This window comes from Actinoplanes subglobosus (assembly GCF_042650585.1).
GTDB lineage: Bacteria > Actinomycetota > Actinomycetes > Mycobacteriales > Micromonosporaceae > Actinoplanes > Actinoplanes subglobosus.
Genome location: NZ_JBHSBL010000017.1, coordinates 384,928 through 402,629, shown reverse-complemented (window position 1 = coordinate 402,629; position 17,702 = coordinate 384,928). Strand labels below are relative to the sequence as shown.

General features: G+C 70.9%; 14 protein-coding genes and 1 tRNA gene. 7 read left to right on the top strand and 8 right to left on the bottom strand.

Going from position 1 to position 17,702, the window contains the following annotated elements; genetic code table 11:
* Positions 1 to 458: 458 nt before the first annotated feature.
* Positions 459 to 941, top strand: coding sequence for an MSMEG_6728 family protein (locus tag ACFO0C_RS19755; RefSeq protein ID WP_378068113.1), 483 nt, complete (start codon positions 459 to 461; stop codon positions 939 to 941).
* Positions 942 to 1,072: 131 nt separating this feature from the next.
* On the opposite strand, the gene ACFO0C_RS19750 is transcribed toward ACFO0C_RS19755, so the two are convergent.
* The gene (locus ACFO0C_RS19750; protein ID WP_378068112.1) at positions 1,073 to 1,492 is read right to left on the bottom strand and encodes a GNAT family N-acetyltransferase; all 420 of its coding nucleotides are present in this window, start codon (positions 1,490 to 1,492) and stop codon (positions 1,073 to 1,075) included.
* A gap of 111 nt (positions 1,493 to 1,603) precedes the next feature.
* Here ACFO0C_RS19750 and ACFO0C_RS19745 point away from each other — a divergent pair, with 111 nt between their 5' ends.
* Positions 1,604 to 3,199 (top strand): outer membrane protein assembly factor BamB family protein, encoded by a 1,596-nt coding sequence (locus ACFO0C_RS19745; RefSeq protein WP_378068111.1) that lies wholly within the window; start codon positions 1,604 to 1,606, stop codon positions 3,197 to 3,199.
* 62 nt (positions 3,200 to 3,261) lie between these two features.
* Here the strand turns inward: ACFO0C_RS19745 and ACFO0C_RS19740 are convergent, their stop codons facing one another.
* Positions 3,262 to 4,350 carry an ABC transporter ATP-binding protein gene (locus ACFO0C_RS19740; protein ID WP_378068110.1) on the bottom strand — a complete coding sequence of 363 codons (1,089 nt, stop codon included), beginning with the start codon at positions 4,348 to 4,350 and terminating at the stop codon, positions 3,262 to 3,264.
* A 137-nt stretch (positions 4,351 to 4,487) separates the two neighbouring features.
* On the opposite strand from ACFO0C_RS19740, the gene ACFO0C_RS19735 reads away from it, so the two are divergent.
* Positions 4,488 to 4,564, top strand: a tRNA-Thr gene (locus ACFO0C_RS19735).
* 300 nt (positions 4,565 to 4,864) lie between these two features.
* Here the strand turns inward: ACFO0C_RS19735 and ACFO0C_RS19730 are convergent.
* Complete coding sequence (locus tag ACFO0C_RS19730) at positions 4,865 to 5,689, bottom strand: alpha/beta fold hydrolase (protein WP_378068109.1); 825 nt, start codon at positions 5,687 to 5,689, stop codon at positions 4,865 to 4,867.
* Between the two features lie 76 nt (positions 5,690 to 5,765).
* Between ACFO0C_RS19730 and ACFO0C_RS19725 the strand changes: the two genes are divergently transcribed.
* The 4 genes from ACFO0C_RS19725 to ACFO0C_RS19710 all read left to right on the top strand — a co-directional run bounded on the left by ACFO0C_RS19725 (position 5,766) and on the right by ACFO0C_RS19710 (position 8,867).
* Complete coding sequence (locus ACFO0C_RS19725; RefSeq protein WP_378068108.1) at positions 5,766 to 6,362, top strand: TetR/AcrR family transcriptional regulator; 597 nt, start codon at positions 5,766 to 5,768, stop codon at positions 6,360 to 6,362.
* Positions 6,363 to 6,627: 265 nt separating this feature from the next.
* A complete protein-coding gene (locus ACFO0C_RS19720; RefSeq protein ID WP_378068107.1) occupies positions 6,628 to 7,029 on the top strand; it encodes a hypothetical protein in 402 nt (133 codons plus the stop codon).
* Positions 7,030 to 7,105: 76 nt separating this feature from the next.
* A complete protein-coding gene (locus tag ACFO0C_RS19715) occupies positions 7,106 to 7,543 on the top strand; it encodes a hypothetical protein (protein WP_378068106.1) in 438 nt (145 codons plus the stop codon).
* Positions 7,544 to 7,745: 202 nt separating this feature from the next.
* The gene (locus ACFO0C_RS19710; protein ID WP_378068105.1) at positions 7,746 to 8,867 is read left to right on the top strand and encodes an outer membrane protein assembly factor BamB family protein; all 1,122 of its coding nucleotides are present in this window, start codon (positions 7,746 to 7,748) and stop codon (positions 8,865 to 8,867) included.
* A 4-nt stretch (positions 8,868 to 8,871) separates the two neighbouring features.
* Here ACFO0C_RS19710 and rlmB read toward each other — a convergent pair whose 3' ends face one another.
* The 5 genes from rlmB to ACFO0C_RS19685 all read right to left on the bottom strand — a co-directional run bounded on the left by rlmB (position 8,872) and on the right by ACFO0C_RS19685 (position 17,535).
* Positions 8,872 to 9,999 carry a 23S rRNA (guanosine(2251)-2'-O)-methyltransferase RlmB gene (rlmB, locus tag ACFO0C_RS19705; RefSeq protein WP_378068104.1) on the bottom strand — a complete coding sequence of 376 codons (1,128 nt, stop codon included), beginning with the start codon at positions 9,997 to 9,999 and terminating at the stop codon, positions 8,872 to 8,874.
* Complete coding sequence (gene cysS, locus ACFO0C_RS19700; RefSeq protein ID WP_378068103.1) at positions 9,999 to 11,414, bottom strand: cysteine--tRNA ligase; 1,416 nt, start codon at positions 11,412 to 11,414, stop codon at positions 9,999 to 10,001. The genes rlmB and cysS overlap by 1 nt, the downstream gene beginning before the upstream one ends.
* Before the next feature lie 79 nt (positions 11,415 to 11,493).
* The gene (locus ACFO0C_RS19695) at positions 11,494 to 13,146 is read right to left on the bottom strand and encodes a S8 family serine peptidase (RefSeq protein WP_378068102.1); all 1,653 of its coding nucleotides are present in this window, start codon (positions 13,144 to 13,146) and stop codon (positions 11,494 to 11,496) included.
* A gap of 53 nt (positions 13,147 to 13,199) precedes the next feature.
* Complete coding sequence (locus ACFO0C_RS19690) at positions 13,200 to 14,555, bottom strand: class II fumarate hydratase (RefSeq protein WP_378068517.1); 1,356 nt, start codon at positions 14,553 to 14,555, stop codon at positions 13,200 to 13,202.
* A 31-nt stretch (positions 14,556 to 14,586) separates the two neighbouring features.
* Positions 14,587 to 17,535 (bottom strand): AfsR/SARP family transcriptional regulator, encoded by a 2,949-nt coding sequence (locus ACFO0C_RS19685; RefSeq protein WP_378068101.1) that lies wholly within the window; start codon positions 17,533 to 17,535, stop codon positions 14,587 to 14,589.
* Positions 17,536 to 17,702: the final 167 nt, after the last annotated feature.

Sequence of the window (17,702 nt, the reverse complement as noted above, 5' to 3'; positions counted from 1 at the left end):
GGCCCGGCCTCGGTCTCCGCCCCGCCGTCGGCCGACACCACGGACGCGTCCACGCCGGCGTCCGCCACGCCACCCACGCCCGCCAAGCCCGGCACAAGCGGCACATCTGGCACGGCCGGCACATCTGGCACAACCGGCACATCTGGCACGGCCGGCACATCTGGCACGGCCGGCGCGTCCGGCACGACCGGCGCGCCCGCCTTCGCCGCCGGGCAGAAGCCGAGGACTCCCGCCCTCCCGGCCGTCGACGACCCCCGCCTGCTGGAAGAGCCGGTCGACGGTTTCGTCAACCGCGAGAAGTGGAAGCGCTGACCTACCCGCTCCCCCGGCGAAGAGCGCGCGCCCGCGACGTCCACGCGGCGCGCGCTCTCGCACGTCCGGGCGGCGCGCGCTCTCGCACGTCCGGGCGGCGCGCGCTCTCGCATGCCCGGCCGGCTCCGCGGGTAATCCCCTGAACTATGCAGACTTTTCTGCCATTTCCGAACTTTCTGGCCAGCGCGCGGGCTCTCGACCCCCGGCGGCTCGGAAAGCAGCGGGTCGAGGCGATCCAGGTGCTGCGCGGGTTGATCCAGCCGGGATACGGCTGGCGGCACCATCCGGCGGTCAAGATGTGGCACGGCTACGAGGAAGGCGTAGTCCGCTACGGACTCGACATGTGCGCGGTCTGGGTCGCCGGCGGCAATGCGGACACCTGCGCGGCGACCATGGTCACCGATCTGCGGGCCACGACCGGCATCACCGGGGTACGGGACCAGCCGTCCCTGGCCACGGCAGGGGAACTCCCGCCCTGGCTCGGCGACGAGGACCTGCACCGGAGCCACCGCTCGGCGCTGATCCGCAAGGACGCCGCCTTCTACCGTCCCGTCTTCGGTGCCGGGATCCCCGGCGACCTGCCGTATGTCTGGCCGTCCTCGGACCGCCCGCCGACCCTCGTTCCGTAGTGAGCTGCGCGGGCGGGACCGCTTCAGCCCGCCGGACGCGCTTCGGCCGGGACGGGCCGCCTGCCTCGCGGGGTAGCCCCGGGACGGGACGGTTGCGGTCGGGGGCCGGCTGGCCGTACCGGATCAGGGTCTTAGTCTTGGGAAAGGTCCCAGCTCAGGAGCGTGAACGTCATCTCCTCGTCGGCGCCGGCCCGGCGGTAGGTCGCCAGGGCGGCCTTGTTGTCGGACTCGGCGGCCACCCACATGCCGTAGCAGCCGTTCTTGCGGGCGATCGCGGCCAGCGCGTCGACCAGGGCCGTGCCGACGCCTTGCAACCGTGCGACCGGGGCGACGCCGAGCTCGTAGATCAGCATCTCGGTGCCCTTGTCGGGATGTGTCGTCTCGACGCCGGTGATCATGCCGACCGGGCGGTCCGCGTCGTCGTACGCGAGCAGCAGATGATGCGTCGGCTCGCTGAGGAAGCGGCGGGTCACCGAGTCGATGGGTGGCGCGTCGAAGAGGTCGGCCGCACGATGGACGTCGGCCTCGGTGGTGACTCGTTCGATGCGCATGACGCCACGATAGCCACGGATAAATCACGACTCAGCACCTGTTCGCCGGACTGATCATCGATGCCGTGCTCGGTACCATGACGGGCCGGTAGGCGGATGAGGGGCGGGATCATGGCAGGTCCGGGGGACGAGACGCAGCCGGCCGAGGCGGAGGCCACGCAGGTGCGTTTCTCGCAGGGTGTCTCCGAGGCTGCCACGCCGACGCCCACTCCGGCCACCAGCCCGGTCGAGGCGGAGATCAAGTACGCCGATCCGGTCGACCCGTGGGCCACCGCCGAGGCCGCCGCGATCGCCGCCGGCGGAACTCCCGGCGGTTACACCCCGCACCCGCATCCGGAGGGCACCTGGACCGTCCCGGGCGCCACCGAGCCGACCGTCGGGAAACGGTCGCGCCGCAGACTCGCGTTGATCATCGGCGGGGCCGTCGCCGGCGTGACCGTGATCGCGACCGCCGCAGCGGCCTTCCTGCTCTGGCCGAAGTTCCCGGCACTCGACTACCACACCCTGCGGGAGGTCGGCCGGATCACGCCGGTCCCGGCGTTCACCTCGACATTCACCGACAGCGAGATGTACGGGGACCGCGTCTACTTCGCCGGAACGACCGAGTCGGGCACCATGCACACGGTGGCCGCCGACACCACGACCGGCGAGCGGCTCTGGGAGACCGACAACGCCGGTCAGGCCTACACGTGGAAGTGGATGCAGGCCCGGGAGTCGGTCGTGGTGTTCCTCTCGGCCGTCGACTCGTCCACCGGCAAGGCCCGCCTGACCGCGCTGAACGGCAGGGACGGCGCACCGGCCTGGGTGCAGGAGCTCGGCTCCTACGACGAGGTCGTCCTCGCGTCGGACGTCGTGCTCTGGGTCGACCGGGAAGCCAAGAGACTGACCGGCCTCGACATGGCCGACGGGACCGTCGAGTGGTCGGTCGACGACCCGGACGGCACCGCCGTGGAACTGGTCACCGCGCCGGAGGACCTGACCGGGCCGGCCCGGGCCGACGGGCGCGCGTTCGTCCCGGCCACTCCGGACCGGCAGCGGTTCCTGCAGATCGACGCCGACCGCACCGTGACGGTCCGCGACGTGCACAGTGGCGACGTCGTGCAGAGACGGGCCGAGGTGGCGTCGACCAGCGACAGGATCGCGGCCCACGACGGCCGGCTGTACGTGCTGGAGCCCGGCACCACCACCCGCGTCTTCGAGTACGACCTGACGAAACTCGAATCCACCGAACCGGTCCCCCGATACACGGTCGGGCCCGACGAGACCGTCGACGAGCTGACACCCTGCGGCAAACTGCTCTGCTTCGTGGTGCGGACCGGATACGACCGGAAGGCCGACGTGGTCCGGGCGGTCGGCGGCGAAGGCGCCTGGGAGAAAGGCCTGGCCCAGGTCGAGGAACTGGTCGCGGTCGGGACCAACGGCCTGCTGGCGATCGGCGACGAGGGCACGACACTGTTCGTCGGCGGCAAGGAGGCGTGGTATCGGCTCGGTGTCACCGTGCGGCTCGACGCCCGTAACGTGCTGAGCTTCTCCGACGGCCTCGGCACCTCGATCGGCAACCGGGAACTCTCCGGCACACACCTCGGCGAGGAATCGGTCAACCTCGGTGTGCTGTCCAAGGTCCGCCCGGACACCTGCTCGTGGAACACCTCGGTGATCGCCTGCGCCGACGAGAAGGACTACGTCGTCCACAGTTTCGCGGGCTGAGTCCCCCACGCAGAAGCGGCCCCCCTCGTCACCGAGGGAGGCCGCTTCGTCGCCGATCAGTCTCAGATGCGGAAGCCGGAGCCCGCGTTGAAGACGTGCAGCGCGTTGGTCTGCGGACGGATGTAGACCGTCTCGCCCATGTGCGGCATGTTGCGACGCTCGGTCCGGACCACGAACCGCTCCGAACCACCCGGCAGGTCGGCGTGGCCGTAGACGTTGGCGTCCGAGCCGAGGTCCTCGACCAGGTCCACGACGATCGCCAGAGCTTCGGCGGACTCGCCGACGACCTCGGCCGCCTCCGGGCGGAAGCCGACGGTCACCTTGCCGTCGCCACCCTCACGGGCCGCGGCCACCTGCTCACGGGTGAGCGGGATGTTCAGCGAGCCGAAGTGGGCACCGGTCTCGTTCAGCGGAACGGTCTTGATGTTCATGGCCGGGGAGCCCATGAAGCCGGCGACGAAGACGTTGCCGGGGGTGTCGTAGAGCGCCCGCGGGGTGTCCACCTGCTGGAGCACACCGTCCAGCATGACCGCGACCCGGTGACCCATGGTCATGGCCTCGACCTGGTCGTGGGTGACGTAAACGGTGGTGACACCGAGCTTCGCCTGCAGCGAGGCGATCTGCGAACGGGTCTGCACACGGAGCTTGGCGTCGAGGTTCGACAGCGGCTCGTCCATGAGGAACACCTGCGGCTGACGCACGATCGCGCGGCCCATGGCGACACGCTGACGCTGACCACCGGAGAGCGCCTTCGGCTTACGCGACAGGTACTCCTCGAGCTGGAGCAGGGCCGCGGCCTCCTTGACGGCGCGGTCGATCTCCGCCTTCGGGGTCTTGCGCAGCTTCAGGGCGAACGCCATGTTCTCGTACACCGTCATGTGCGGGTAGAGAGCGTAGTTCTGGAACACCATCGCGATGTCCCGCGACTTCGGCGGGAGGTGCGTGACGTCCTTGTCGTTGATGAGGATGCGACCGCGGTCCACGTCCTCCAGGCCGGCGAGCATGCGCAGGCTGGTGGACTTACCACAACCGGAGGGGCCGACCAGGACGAGGAACTCTCCGTCGCCGATCTCGAGGTTCAGCTCGTTGACCGCGGGGCGCTCGGAGCCCGGGTAGATCCGGGAGGCCTTGTCATAGGTAACTGTAGCCATGGTGAAGCGACTTCCTTTCCACCGGCAGGAACGTGCCGGACGATCCGAGTAGAAGGAACAGCCCCGCCACCGTATTCGTTTCTTTCCGACCTGCCAAGATGGCGACCGCATCACAGGACGTTATGCTGATGGCCACTGCCCCTGTAGCTCAGATGGCCAGAGCACCCGTCTTGTAAACGGGAGGTCGTCGGTTCGATCCCGACCGGGGGCTCCACTTCCTTCGCTGCACCGATCGACGTGCCGGTGCCTGGCGTCTCAGCCGTGCCCGATCCCTGCCACTCAGTCCGCGCGGTCGGGACAGGTGCTCAACATCGCCGCCGCGGCCGAGGCGGTGGGCATGAGAAGAGCAGCGCGGAGAACTACATAAGACTTCTGGAGGCGGTCTTCCTCCTCCAGAGACTGCCGGCGTGGGGGACGACGCTCGGTTCGCGGGTCGCCCGCCATCGATTCGCTGTGGATCAGCTGACAAGCGGCCGGCCCTCTGCCCATGGGCCGCGGAAAGAAAGAGCGCCCGCTAATCGAGGAATCCGCGGATCGCGGCGGTCGTGTGGTCCGGCTGGTCGAGCATCACCCAGGTCCGCGCGTCCTCGACGATCTCGACGCGTGCGTCGTGCAGAAGATTGCCGAGCAGGGTGGCATGTTCGACCGGGAACAGTCTGTCGTCGCCCGCCCACAGGATCAGTGCCGGTTTCCGGAATGCGGCGAGTGGTTCGGCGAGCCTGGTCAGCAGCCGCCGATCGCCGAGGGACATGACGAACCGGCGGGCGTCACGGCGAATGCCGGGGTCGCTGTAGTAGGCGGCGATCCAGTCGTCGATCAGGTCGTGCGGCAGCGGGCCGCTGGTCAGCCAGCCGTACCCGGTCGGCATTGACCGGGGCGCGCGGAACCGGAGCGCCCACAGCACCGCGGGCAGCAACCCGAGGCGGGCGGCAGCCGGAAGCGCGCGAAAGACAGCCGGGGGCACATTGTCGAAGGCTTCGCAGCTGGTCAGCACCAGCGATCCCAGCGCCTCGGGGCGGCAGGCGGCGAGGACCTGGGCGACGGCTCCGCCGGTGTCGTTGCCGACGAGAGTGACGTCCCGCAGATCCAGGTGCTCGATCAAATCGGCCACGATGTCGGCGACCCCGGTGATGCTCAGGTCGGCGCCGGGGTCCATCGCCGTTCGGTGGGCGCCGAGCGGCAGGTCGGGGACGATACACCGGACCTGGTCGGCGAGCCGGCCGGCGACGTCGCTCCACACGCGGCCGTCCTGGAGCAGACCGTGCAGGAAGACGAGTGGCCGGCCGGATCCGCTGTCGCGGTAGTGGATGGTTCCGGCGGGCAGGGTGGCGTGCGGCATACGATGCTCCCCAGAAGACATACAGGCTGTACGTAAAATTACATACAGGCTGTACGCAATCAAGGCCAGGGGTGCGATGAAGCGGGAGACGAAACATGATCAGCGATCCGCCGCGACCCGCGAGCGGCTGATCGCGGTCGCCCGGGCGCTGTTCGAGCAGCGGGGGTACGCCGCCGTCGGCACCGAGGAGATCGTGCATGCCGCCGGTGTCACCCGTGGAGCCCTCTACCACCAGTTCCGCGACAAGGCCGCGCTCTTCGGCGCGGTGGTGGAGGCCGTCGAGACGGAGATCGTCGCCCAGGTGACCGCCGCACTCGCCGAGCCCGCCGCCGACCCGGTGGCCGGACTGCTGCGGGGCGCCCGGGTCTTCCTCACCGCCTGCGCCGACCCGGGCATCGACCGGGTGCTGCTCCGCGACGCCCCGGCGGTGCTCGGAGCGGCCCGCTGGCAGGAACTCAACGAGCGGTATGGACTGGGACTCATCGAGACCGCCGTGCGGCACCTGATCGACAGCGGCACGTTCGCGCCCCAACCGGCCCCGCCCCTGGCCCGCCTGCTGCTCGGGGCGCTCAACGAGGCCGCCCGCCACGTGGCCGCGTCCGGCGACCCGGGCATCGCCACGGACGAGTGCGTACAGGCCCTCGGCCGGATGCTCGACGGCCTCCGCGTGTGATCCTCGCCCGGACCCGCCACCCGGCGTCCACCGCACCCCTGCCATCCGGCGGGGGTATTTCATCTTTCGGCGCTGAAATCGGCGTCGAAAACAACAGATCCGAAAACAATGCGAACGCGCGAATATGACCATCGACCCCACCCTTTACCGGCGGCGGGATTCATGTATGTTCGGTAATGCCTGCGGAGAGACACACTCCTTTCCGCACGGCCGTCCATCATGTCGCGGGAGATCCCCGGACTTCCATGGAAGGGACACCGAACAAATGCGTTCCATCACACGTGGCGCCGTCGTGGCCGCCGCCGTCGCGACCGTGCTCGCCCCGGCCGCTGCCCAGGCCGCCCCGGTAACGGACTCCGTCGGCCTCCTGGGCACCTACGGCTTCGGCCGGGCCGAGGTCATCGGCGAGGCCGGCCTGCGGTCCGGCGCCTGGCAGGCCTACTCGGTGCGCTCCGGTTACACCGGTGACGACCTGCTCGTCGGCCACCCGGTGCGCACCTCGCCACTGGCCGCCGAGACCGTCGTCTACACCGCCGCCTTCAACGAGGTGGCCGACCCGCAGGGCGAGTGCCGCAAGGTCGGTGCGGCCGGTGTCGCCAACCGGGTCTGGGTGTCGTTCCGCTGCCGGACCGGATTCGTGCCGAGTTACACCCTGCTCGTGCGCTGACCATTCGCGCACCATTTCTTCATTTCATTCGTTGATATATCGACGAACGCACCCTCGACACGATTGAGGATTCTCCATGAATTCATTCTTTCGCCGCGCTCTCGGCATTCTCGCCGGCACCGGCGCTCTTCTCGCACTGACCGCGGGTCCGGCTCTCGCCGCGGACAACACCTTCTCGCTGGCCGCCGGAAAAGCGACCGCCTATGGCACCTATGACCGGATGATGAGCATCCCGGAGCGGCCGGTGCCGCCGGTCGCCGTCAACGGCACGCTCGCCATGAACGGGCGCAACCAGTGCGCCGTCGTGCAGATCTCGTACAACGGGCCGGCCGACGGTATCGAGTGGCGCACCCTGAACAGCCTGTGCCGTCCCGGGAAGACCAACTTCGCCGCGCGCTCGGAGCTTCTGTGGGGTGGCGGGCAGCCGGAGCTGCGCCTGTGCTCCGGCAACACGGTGAAGCGCGCCGAACAGGGCCGCTCCTGCGGCTCCTTCAGCCCGGCCGCGAACCGCTGAGCCCCGCTCTCCCGCCGCCCGGGACGGTCCGGGCGGCGGGAGAACGCCGGGTGACGGCCGAGCGCCGGTGACAGGAGAACGCCGGATACCGGCCGAGCGCCGGTGACGGGAGAACGCCGATACCGGCCGAGCGCCGGTGGCGAGCGGGTCCAGGGTCCGGGCGAGCCCCATCATCGATCCCGCCCCCGCTCGTTGATCTTGTGTGAACCTCTTCCTGATAGCCGCATTCACCGCGGCACTCAGTCTGCCCACCCCGCCCGCCCCCGCTCCGGCCCCCGCCTCGGAATGGACCCAGAGCGGGTACGGCCCGGGCCTGACCTTCTACAACCCGCACGAGAACGGGCTGACCCCGGCATCGGTGGGCACGATCACCAAACGCTGGGAGATCGCCACCCACGGCGCCCCGGAGTGCGAGGTCGGCCGGGAGCCGCTGGCCGGTTACGGCAACATCTACACCAGTGATCCGGGCGGCATCGGCGCCTACGATCCGGCGACCGGTTCCCGGCGCTGGCATGTCGGCCTGGAGCGCCGCGGCGTCACCCGGATGGCCCTGTCCGCGGGCATCCTGACCACCCTCACCTACGCGTGCGACAACCAGCTGAGCTTCCTGACCGCGTTCCGCGCCACCACCGGCGCGCGGATCTGGGAGATCCCGCTCGGCGCGCCCACCCAGGACATGATCGTGGACCGGGGTGTGGTGGTGGTCGACACCCGCCCCGACTTCGAGGCGTCGACGGTCGCCCACCGGCTGGCGACCGGCGCCCGCCTGTGGAAGCTGTTCGGCACCCGCGGCGACGGCCTGCTGTCGGCGCAGGGGCGGATCCTGCTGCGCACCGAGGGCGAGGGGTCCCGGGCGGTCGACGTCAGGAACGGGGCGACGATCTGGCGAACACCCGAGGATTGGTACGCCGTGGGCAGCAACCCGACCGGTTCACGGTTCTACATCGGCGGGCGGAACGGCGGGCTCACCGCGATCGACTCGGCGAACGGCAACAAGATCTGGGAGTCGACCTGGCCGTCGCCGTCGGTGACCGCCGACGACGAACGCGTCTACCTCCCGCGGCATCGCAGTGTCATCTGCCTGGACGCCAGGAACGGCCGGCGGCTCTGGTCGGTGCACCTGCCGGACGGCGCGGGACAGCCGGTCCGGGCCGGTGCACTGCTCTACAGCTCGTCCGGCCTGGACGCCGCGCTGTCGATCGCCGACGCGCGCACCGGCCGGGAGCTGAAGGGCGGCATGCCCAGCAGTCAGAACTACACACCGGCGGTGGCAGGCGGCCGCCTCTTCCTCACGGACGGCAACCGCCTGCGCGCCTATTTCTGAACGATCAGCCCTGCTGGCGGCGGCGACTCACCTCGGCGAGAGTGACCGCTGCCGCCACGCTGGCGTTCAGCGACTCCACGTCGGAGGCCATCGGGATGCTCACCCGCAGGTCACACGTCTCGCCGACCAGGCGGGAAAGACCGCGGCCCTCGGAGCCGACCACCACGATCAGCGGCCCGACGGCGGCCTCCAGCTCGTAGAGGCCGGTCTCACCGTCGGCGTCGAGGCCGATCGCGGTGAAGCCCGCCTTCTGCGCCGACTTGATCGCCCGGGTCAGGTTGACCACCTGGGACACCGGGACGCGGGCGGCCGCGCCGGCGCTGGTGCGCCAGGCGGTCGCGGTGATGCCGGCGGCCCGCCGCTCGGTCATGAAGACGCCGTGCCCGCCGAACGCGGCCACCGACCGGATCACCGCGCCCACGTTGCGCGGGTCGGTGATGCCGTCCAACGCGACCAGCAGCGGAGCGGTCTGCTCCAGCGCCGCGTTGACCAGATCGTCGAAGTCCTCGTACGCGAACGGCGGCACCTGGAGCCCGATGCCCTGGTGCAGCACGCCACCGGTCATCCGGTCCAGCTCGTTGCGGCTGATCTCCAGGATCGGGATGCCTCGGTCACCGGCGGTCCGGACGATCTCGGTCACCCGGTCGTCGATGTCGATGCCCTGCGCCACGTAGAGCGCGGTGGCCGGAACCAGCGCCCGGAGCGCCTCGACCACCGGGTTGCGGCCGAGCAGCAGCTCGGGGCCCTCTTTGGTGGGGTTGGAGCGGCGGCCCGGCGCGATCCGGGGACCACGGGGACCACCGCCACGCACGCCACCACGGGTCGACTGGGCCCGGGTGATGCCGGTGGCACGGCCGCCGCCACGACCCCAGGTGGTGTCCTTGGTACCGGGCTGGCCGACCTTGGGCGCGCGGCCCTCGGCGGCCGCGGCACGGCGCTCCTTGTCCTGCTTGCGCGCGGTCTTCTCGGGCAGCTTCTCGGTGCCCGAGTAGCCCTTGTGCCACGGGCGCTCGTCGGCGGGCAGGGTCTTGCCCCGGCCCTTGAGCCCGGCGCGGTTCTTACCGCCCGAGCCGACCGAGGCGCCCTTCTTCGAGGTGGTGCGTTTGCTGGCGTTGAACGAATTGCCCGCCATCAGTGCTGCTCTCCTACCGTCCATCGCGGCCCGGCCGGAGTGTCCTCCACCTGAATACCCGCGTTCTTGAGCTGGTCGCGCACCGAGTCGGCGGCCGCCCAGTCCTTACGTGTGCGGGCCTGGGCCCGCTGTTCCAATGCCAGCGCGACCAGGGAGTCGACCACCGGCTTGAGGTCGTTGCCGCCCTCGCCGCCGTCCCACTTGGCGTCGAACGGGTCGAGGCCGAGGACGCCGAGCATGGCCCGGACCGCGGTCAGTGCGCCCCGGATGGCGGCCTCGTCGCCGGCGGCCAGCGCGGTGTTGCCCTCGCGCACGGTGTCGTGCACGATCGCCAGCGCGGCCGACGTGTTCAAGTCGTCGTTCATCGCGTCGGCGAAGGCCGGCGGCACCTGCTTGGGACGGCCCGGGCCGACGATCTCGGCAGCCCGCTGCACGAAGCCCTCGATGCGCCGGTAGGCGACCGCGGCCTCCTTCAGCGCCTCGTCGGAGTAGTCGATCCGGGAGCGGTAGTGCGGGCTGCCCAGGTAGTAGCGCAGCTCGACCGGCCGGACCCCGCCCTCGACCACGGAGTCCAGGTCGATCACGTTGCCCAGCGACTTGCTCATCTTGGAGTCACCCAGGTTGAGCAGGGCGTGGTGCACCCAGTAGCGGGAGAAGCCGAGGCCGGCCGCCTTGGACTGGGCCACCTCGTTCTCGTGGTGCGGGAACGTCAGGTCCAGGCCGCCGCCGTGGATGTCGAACTCGTCGCCGAGGTAGCGCCGGGCCATCGCCGAGCACTCGATGTGCCAGCCGGGACGGCCCTTGCCCCACGGGGACGGCCAGTAGGCGTCGCGCGGCTCGTCCGCCTTCACACCTTTCCACAAGGCGAAGTCGCGGTGGTCGCGCTTGTCACGCGGCGGGGCGTCGCCGGGGTCACGCATGTCCTCCGGCTTCTGGCCGGAGAGAGCGCCGTACTCCCTGTACGACAACACGTCGAAGTAGACGTCGGCGCAGTCGCCACCGGCCGGGTAGGCGTGGCCGCGCTCGATCAGCGTCTCGATCAGCTCGTGCATCTCGGTGATGTGCCCGGTGGCCAGCGGCTCGTAGGTGGGCGCCAGCACGTTGAGCGCGGAGTAGTCACGGTCCAGGCGTAGACGGTTCTCGAAGGCGATGGCCCAGAACGGGCGGCCCTGCTCGCCCGCCTTCTCCAGGATCTTGTCGTCCACGTCGGTGACGTTGCGGATGAACGTCACCTCCAGGCCGGTGTGCAGCAGCCATCGGCGCAGCACGTCGTAGTTGACGGCGGAACGAAGGTGACCGATGTGGGGTGAGGACTGCACGGTGACGCCACACAGGTAGATCCCCACCTGACCGGGCGTCAACGGGACGAAGTCCCGGACCGATCGGGTCGCGGTGTCGTACAAGCGCAGAGTCACCGTACAAGGGTACCGGCCTGCTGGAGCGACGAACGCCCCGCCCGTGCGGCACGGGCGGGGCGACTCGATCGGTGACGGATCAGCGTCCGCCGACCGCCGCGTAGGCGTCGACGATGCCGTAGCCGTAGAAACCGTTGAAGTTCTTCCCGCCCTCGCAGAGGGCGTCGAACTCGGCCGGGCGCCCCTCATTCGTGTAGGTCTCCAGGCGCGGCTCCGGGCAGGCGTGCTCCTCGGCCGTCCGGTAGAGGACCTGCTCGACGATGCTCGGCGCCAGGGTCTTGCCACCTCGCCAGAAGTCCCGCACGCCGTAACGGCTCACGATCAGCGCGCTGACCCCGGACACGTGCGGCGAGGCCATCGAGGTGCCCTGGAGGTAGGTGTAGTAGCCGCAGGCGCCGGCCTTGGTGCAGTCCTTGAACGCCACGCCCTCACCGTCCGCGGTGATCTCGCCGGCCGCGTCGACCAGACCCTCCTCCTGGAGGACCTTGAGCGGGTAGCTGGACAGGATCATGTTGCCGTTGGTGCGGTAGGTGTCGGTGCCGAACCCGTCACGGAACCAGCCGCCCGGAGCGGCCACCGAGATCTGCTCGGTGCCGTAGTTGGAGAAGTCCGACTTGCGGCCGGTCGGGCCGACCGAGGACACCCCGATGACGTGCGGGCCCTCGACCGGGAGGTCCCAGCAGGTGCTGTTGTCGATGGTGCGCGGGTACGGCGTACCGCCGTAGTCCGGGCTGGAGACGTCGGTCCGCGGCTTGCCGAGGTCCTCGTGGTTGTTGCCGAGCGACCCGACGAGGGTGACCCCACGCTTGTGCGCGTAGTTCAGGGCCCGCTTCACGGCGGTGATGATGGCCTGCTGGGCGGCCTGGTCGGCGGGGCTGTCGGCCGGGTTGGCCGTGCAGTTGTAGAGCCACGGGTCGACGTAGAACGACATGTTCACCACGTCGAGGCCGGCGTCACCGGCGTAGGTGAGCGCGTTGACCACCGGGTCGAGGAAGAAGTAGCCGGAGTCCTGGCCGCCCTTGAGCTCGACCAGGGTGACGCCGGGTGCGACACCGGACAGGCCGCTGCCGTTGAGCGCGGCACCGATCGTGCCGGCCACGTGTGTCCCATGACCGCCGTCGTCGGTGCCGACCGGGTCGAGGCAGCCGGCCACCTCGCACTCGCCGTCGATGTCCACCATGTCGGGCGCGAAGTTGCGCGACAGCTTGGCGCTGAAGTTCGGCTTCAGGTCGGGGTTGGAGGCGTCCAGCCCGGTGTCCAGGACACCGACGGTCACCTCCCGGTCACCCTTCTCGATCTTGCGGGCCTTGTCGGCCTTGACCATGGTCAGGCCCCACAGCTTGTCGTCGAGCGGGTCGGCCTTGGCCGGGCCGTGTCCCTTGCCTTCGCGGCCGCGCAGTGCGGACTCCACCCGCTCGACCTTGTTCGGGGCCTGACCGATGGCTTTGCGCTCGGACGCCCCGATCAGGGCGGCGGTCGCGGTGGCCCGGCTCTGGAAAGCGGCGTCGGCGGAGGAGACCCGGAAGACCCCGACGGCGTCGTTGCGGCTGACGATGGTGCCGCCGGCGGCCTGGATGGCGGCGGCAGCGTCAGCCGCGGACACGCCGTCGGCGGCCACCACCGTGTAGTCGCGGGAAACGGTCGGTGCGGCAGTCGCCGAACCGGGAATGGTAGTCAGGAACGCGAGGCCGGTCACTGTGGTGACGGCGCCGGCGACTAGGCGTCTTCTCATGGATGCACTCCATCGACAAAGATCGCCTTGCACAAGCTCCTGGCGGCTCCTTTTTACGGCCTTGTCATCCGGAGAACATCGAGCGCTTCGTCCAGCTGAGCCTCGGTCAGCTTGCCGTCGCCGACGTGCCCGCGCTCGATCACCACTTCGCGGATCGTCCGGCCGGAGGCCAGCGCCTGCTTGGCGATCGCGGCCGCCTCGTCGTACCCGAGGTAGCGGTTGAGCGGCGTGACGATCGACGGTGAGCCCTCCGCGTACGCCCGGGTGATCTCCTCGTCGGCCTCCAGGCCGTCGACGCAGCGGTCGGCGAACAGCCGGGCCACCGCGGCCAGCAGCCGGATCGACTCCAGCACGTTGCGGGCCATCACCGGCAGCATCACGTTGAGCTCGAAGTCGCCCTGGGTGCCGGCGAAGGCGACCGTCGCGTCGTTGCCGATCACCTGGGCGGCGACCTGGCGGACCGCCTCCGGCACCACCGGATTCACCTTGCCCGGCATGATCGACGAGCCGGGCTGCAGGTCGGGCAGGCGCAGCTCACGCAGACCGGCCCGGGGGCCCGAGCCCATCCAGCGGATGTCGTTGGCGATCTTGTAGAGGCCGGCGGCGATCACCCGGAGCTGGCCGGACGTCTCGACCAGTGCGTCCCGGGCGCCCTGCGCCTCGAAGTGGTCGCGGGCCTCGGTCAGCGGCAGGCCGGTCTCGTCGGCCAGCAGGCGGATCACCGCGGGGGCGAACCCGGGCGGCGTGTTCACCCCGGTGCCGACCGCGGTGCCACCCAGCGGCAGCTCACCGAGCCGGGGCAGGGTGTCCCGGAGTCGTTCGACGCCGTTGGTGACCTGTCGTGCGTACCCGGAGAACTCCTGGCCCAGGGTGACCGGCGTGGCGTCCATGAGGTGGGTGCGGCCGCTCTTGACGACGGTCCGGAAGGTCTCCGCCTTGGCGCTGAGCGCCACCGCCAGGTGGCCGAGCGCCGGGATCAGATCGGCGCTGACCGCCTCGGTCGCGGCCAGGTGGATCGAGGACGGGAAGACGTCGTTGGACGACTGCGAGGCGTTGACGTGGTCGTTCGGGTGCACCGGGCGGCCCAGATCCCGGCCGGCCAGGGTGGCGATGACCTCGTTGGCGTTCATGTTCGACGAGGTGCCGGAACCGGTCTGGAAGACGTCGACCGGGAACTGGTCGTCGTAGCCGCCGTCGGCCACGTGCGCGGCGGCGGTCGCGATCGACTCGGCCAGGTCCTTCTCCAGCACGCCGAGAGTCGCGTTGACCCGGGCGGCGGCACCCTTGATCCGGGCCAGCGCCCGGATGTGGGACGGCTCCAGGCCGCGGCCGGAGATCGGGAAGTTCTCCACCGCCCGCTGCGTCTGCGCACGCCACAGTGCGGCGGCCGGCACCCGCACCTCGCCCATCGTGTCGCGCTCGATCCGGAAACCGTTCTCGTCAGTCGTCACCGGACCATCCTCTCTCGACCTCCGCCTCGCCGCAGTCGATACCGATCCGGCGGAACAGCTCGGCGGCCCGCGCCCGCAGGCCCGCCGCCTCCGGATCGCCCGGTTCCAGGCAGGCGGCCAGCCCGGCCTGGGCACGGGCGATCGAGTACGCCATCTGCCCCGCCGTGGCCAGCCGCAGCGACCGTTCGAACATCGCCCGGGCACCGGCCGTGTCCCCGGTCCGGTACAGCGTGGTGGCCAGGCCGTGGGCGAATTCGGACTCGTGCCGGGTGTCGCGCATCCGGACCGCGAGGTCCAGCGCCCGGCGGTGCTCGGCACACGCCTCGGCGTACCGGCCGGCGTCACGGAACAGCCGGGCCCGGTCGTTGTGCACGTCGGCCAGGATCGACCGGGAGTCGCTGCGGACCGCGAGCCGCTGCACCGCGTCGACGTACCGGTGCGCGGTGTCCACGCCGATCCGCCCGTGGGCGTACTTGAGGCGCTGGAGCAGCAGCAGGGCCAGGGCGATCGGGCCGTCCTCGTCGTGTTCGACGACGGCGAGCAGCCGCAGACCGGCGTAGTGCAGCGCCTCGTCGTAGCGGCCGAGCAGGCCGAGCACCTCGGCGAGGGTGCCCAGCGGCCCGGCCGTCGACGACTGCATCCGCCGGCGGGCCACGATCCGGCGGGAGGTGTGCACCGCCTCGATGGCCTCGGCGAACCGGCCCTGCGACTGGTAGATGGTGCCGAGGTTGCCGTAGCTGGTGGCGAGGGCGCCGTGTTCGCCGAGTTCCCGGCGCAGCCGGATGGCGAGCAGCAGATACTCCTCGGCCGGGCCGTGCTCTCCACCGCGGGAGTAGGCGGAGGCCAGGTAGTTGGCGATGGTGGCGATCGCGGCCTTGTCGCCGGACTTCCCGATCCGGTCCATGGCCCGCTGGTGCAGCTCCCGGATGTCGTCCATGTAGCCGCGGAAGAACAGCGGCTGCCAGGCGGCCCGCGGGATCCGCCAGACATATCCGGGCTGGCCGGCGTCCGCGGCGGCATCGACGAAGGCGGCCAGGCCGGGTCGCTCACGCTCCAGCCTGGCGTACGGGTCCTCCAGCGCCGCCACCAGGTCCGGCCGGTCCGGCCGCGGCCAGCCGAGGTCGCGGTGCAGCACGTCGTGGTGGCTGGACGCGACCGCCGCGATCAGGGTGTGCAGTTCCAGGTCGAGCACGCCGGTCAGGGCCGCGTGCCGGTCGGGCGCGGGCAGGTCGGCGGCGAGCATCCCGGCGTACTCCCGGATCAGGTCGTGCATCCGGTAGACGCCGCGTTCCGGCTCCTCCAGCAGGTGCACGTCGACCAGCTCGTCGAGCGCGTCCCGGGCCTCGTCCAGGGACAGCCCGGTCAGGGCGGCCACCGCGAGGTCGTCGACGGTGGCGCCCGGATGCACACCGAGCAGCCGGAACACCCGTTGCAGACGCGGCGGCAGCTGCCGGTAGGTGAGGGTGAAGGCGCCGGTGACGGTACGGTCCTCGGCCGCCAGCTCGGGCAGCGCCGACTCGCCGAGCCGGCGCAGCAGGTCGGTCACCCGCCAGCGGGGCCGGTGGGCGAGCCGGGCGCCGGCCAGCCGGACCGCCAGCGGCAGCGCGCCGCAGCGCCGCACCACCTCGGCGGCCGCCCGCGGCTCCTCGCGCACCCGCTCCCCGACGATCCGCTCCAGCAGCGCCATCGCCTCGTCGTGGGTCAGCACCGGCAGGGACTCCAGCTGGATGCCGTCCAGCCCGGCGAGCCGCCGGCGACCGGTGACCAGGGCCATGCTGCCCGGGGTGGTCGGCAGCAGATCGGCGATCTGTGCGCTGGTGGCCACGTTGTCCAGGACGATCAGCAGCCGCCGGCCGGCCACCTGGGAACGCCAGAACCCGACCCGCTGGACCGGCTCGGACGGGATCTCCTCGGCGCTGTGCCCGAGCTGCCGGAGCAGGACGAGCAGAGCCGCCGACGGGTCGACCGGGTCCAGCTCGCTGTGGCCCTGCAGATCGACGAAGAGGTGCGCGTCGGGGAAGCGGTCGCCGATCAGGGTGGCGACGTGCAGTGCCAGGGTGGTCTTGCCGCTGCCGGCCATCCCGTCGAGAACGGCCACCACCGGCCCCACCGGCTCGGCGGCCTTGATTCCGGCGATCAGCCGGTCGACCTGCTCGGTCCGGCCGGTGAAGTCGGTAACCGTACGCGGAAGGCATCGGATCGGACCGTTGGCCGGCATCGCCGGCGTCGCCGGCGTCGCCACCGGGACCTCGGGCACCGACCCGGCCAGGATGTCGCGGTGCAGATCCTGCAGCTCCCGGCCGGGTTCGATGCCCAGCTCGTCCCGCAGCACGTCGCGGGCCCGGCGGAACTCGGCCAGCGCGTCGGCCCGCCGCCCGGACCGGAACAGCGCCAGCATCAGCTGCCCGCGCAGCCGCTCCCGCAGCGGGAACCGGTCGACCTGCGCGGCCAGCTCGCCCAGCAGCTCCCGGGCCCGGCCGGCGGCCAGCTCCAGGTCCATCGCGTCCTCGAGGGCGATCGCCCGGCGCTGGTCGAGCATGGCCGCCGCCTGCCGGACGGCCGACGCGTCGATCTCGGCGCACGCCGGGCCACGCCAGAGATCCAGAGCCTCCCGGTACGCCGCCCGCGCGACCTGCGGGTCAGAGGCCGTCCGGGCCATGTCGACGAGCGTGAGGAACCGTTCCGAGTCGAGTTCGCCGGGCCCGACCCGGATCCCGTACCCCGCCGGGTCGGTCATGATCGCCTCGGCCGGAAGGCCGCGCCGCAGCCGGGACACGCAGGTCTGCACCTGGCCCCGCGCGGTGGCCGGTGGGTCGGCGCCCCAGACGGCCTCGGTCAGCTCGCCCAGGCTGACGATGCGCCCCGGGTGAAGGAGCATCATCGCCAGCACGACACGGTCACGCCCGGCCGTGACAGCTACCGGACGCTCATCCCCCATCACGGAGAGTGTTCCTAGTATGTGGTAGCGCAACGTAGTCATCCCCGTCCTGTGCGCTCGCGACCGAAGCCTACCGAGAGCCCCAAGAGCGGATCGACAGTGAATCGATAGCGGTCTCGGGCAACCTGTCCCCAGCGCCGCTTCGCCACCGATGCTTCCAAAGAGCG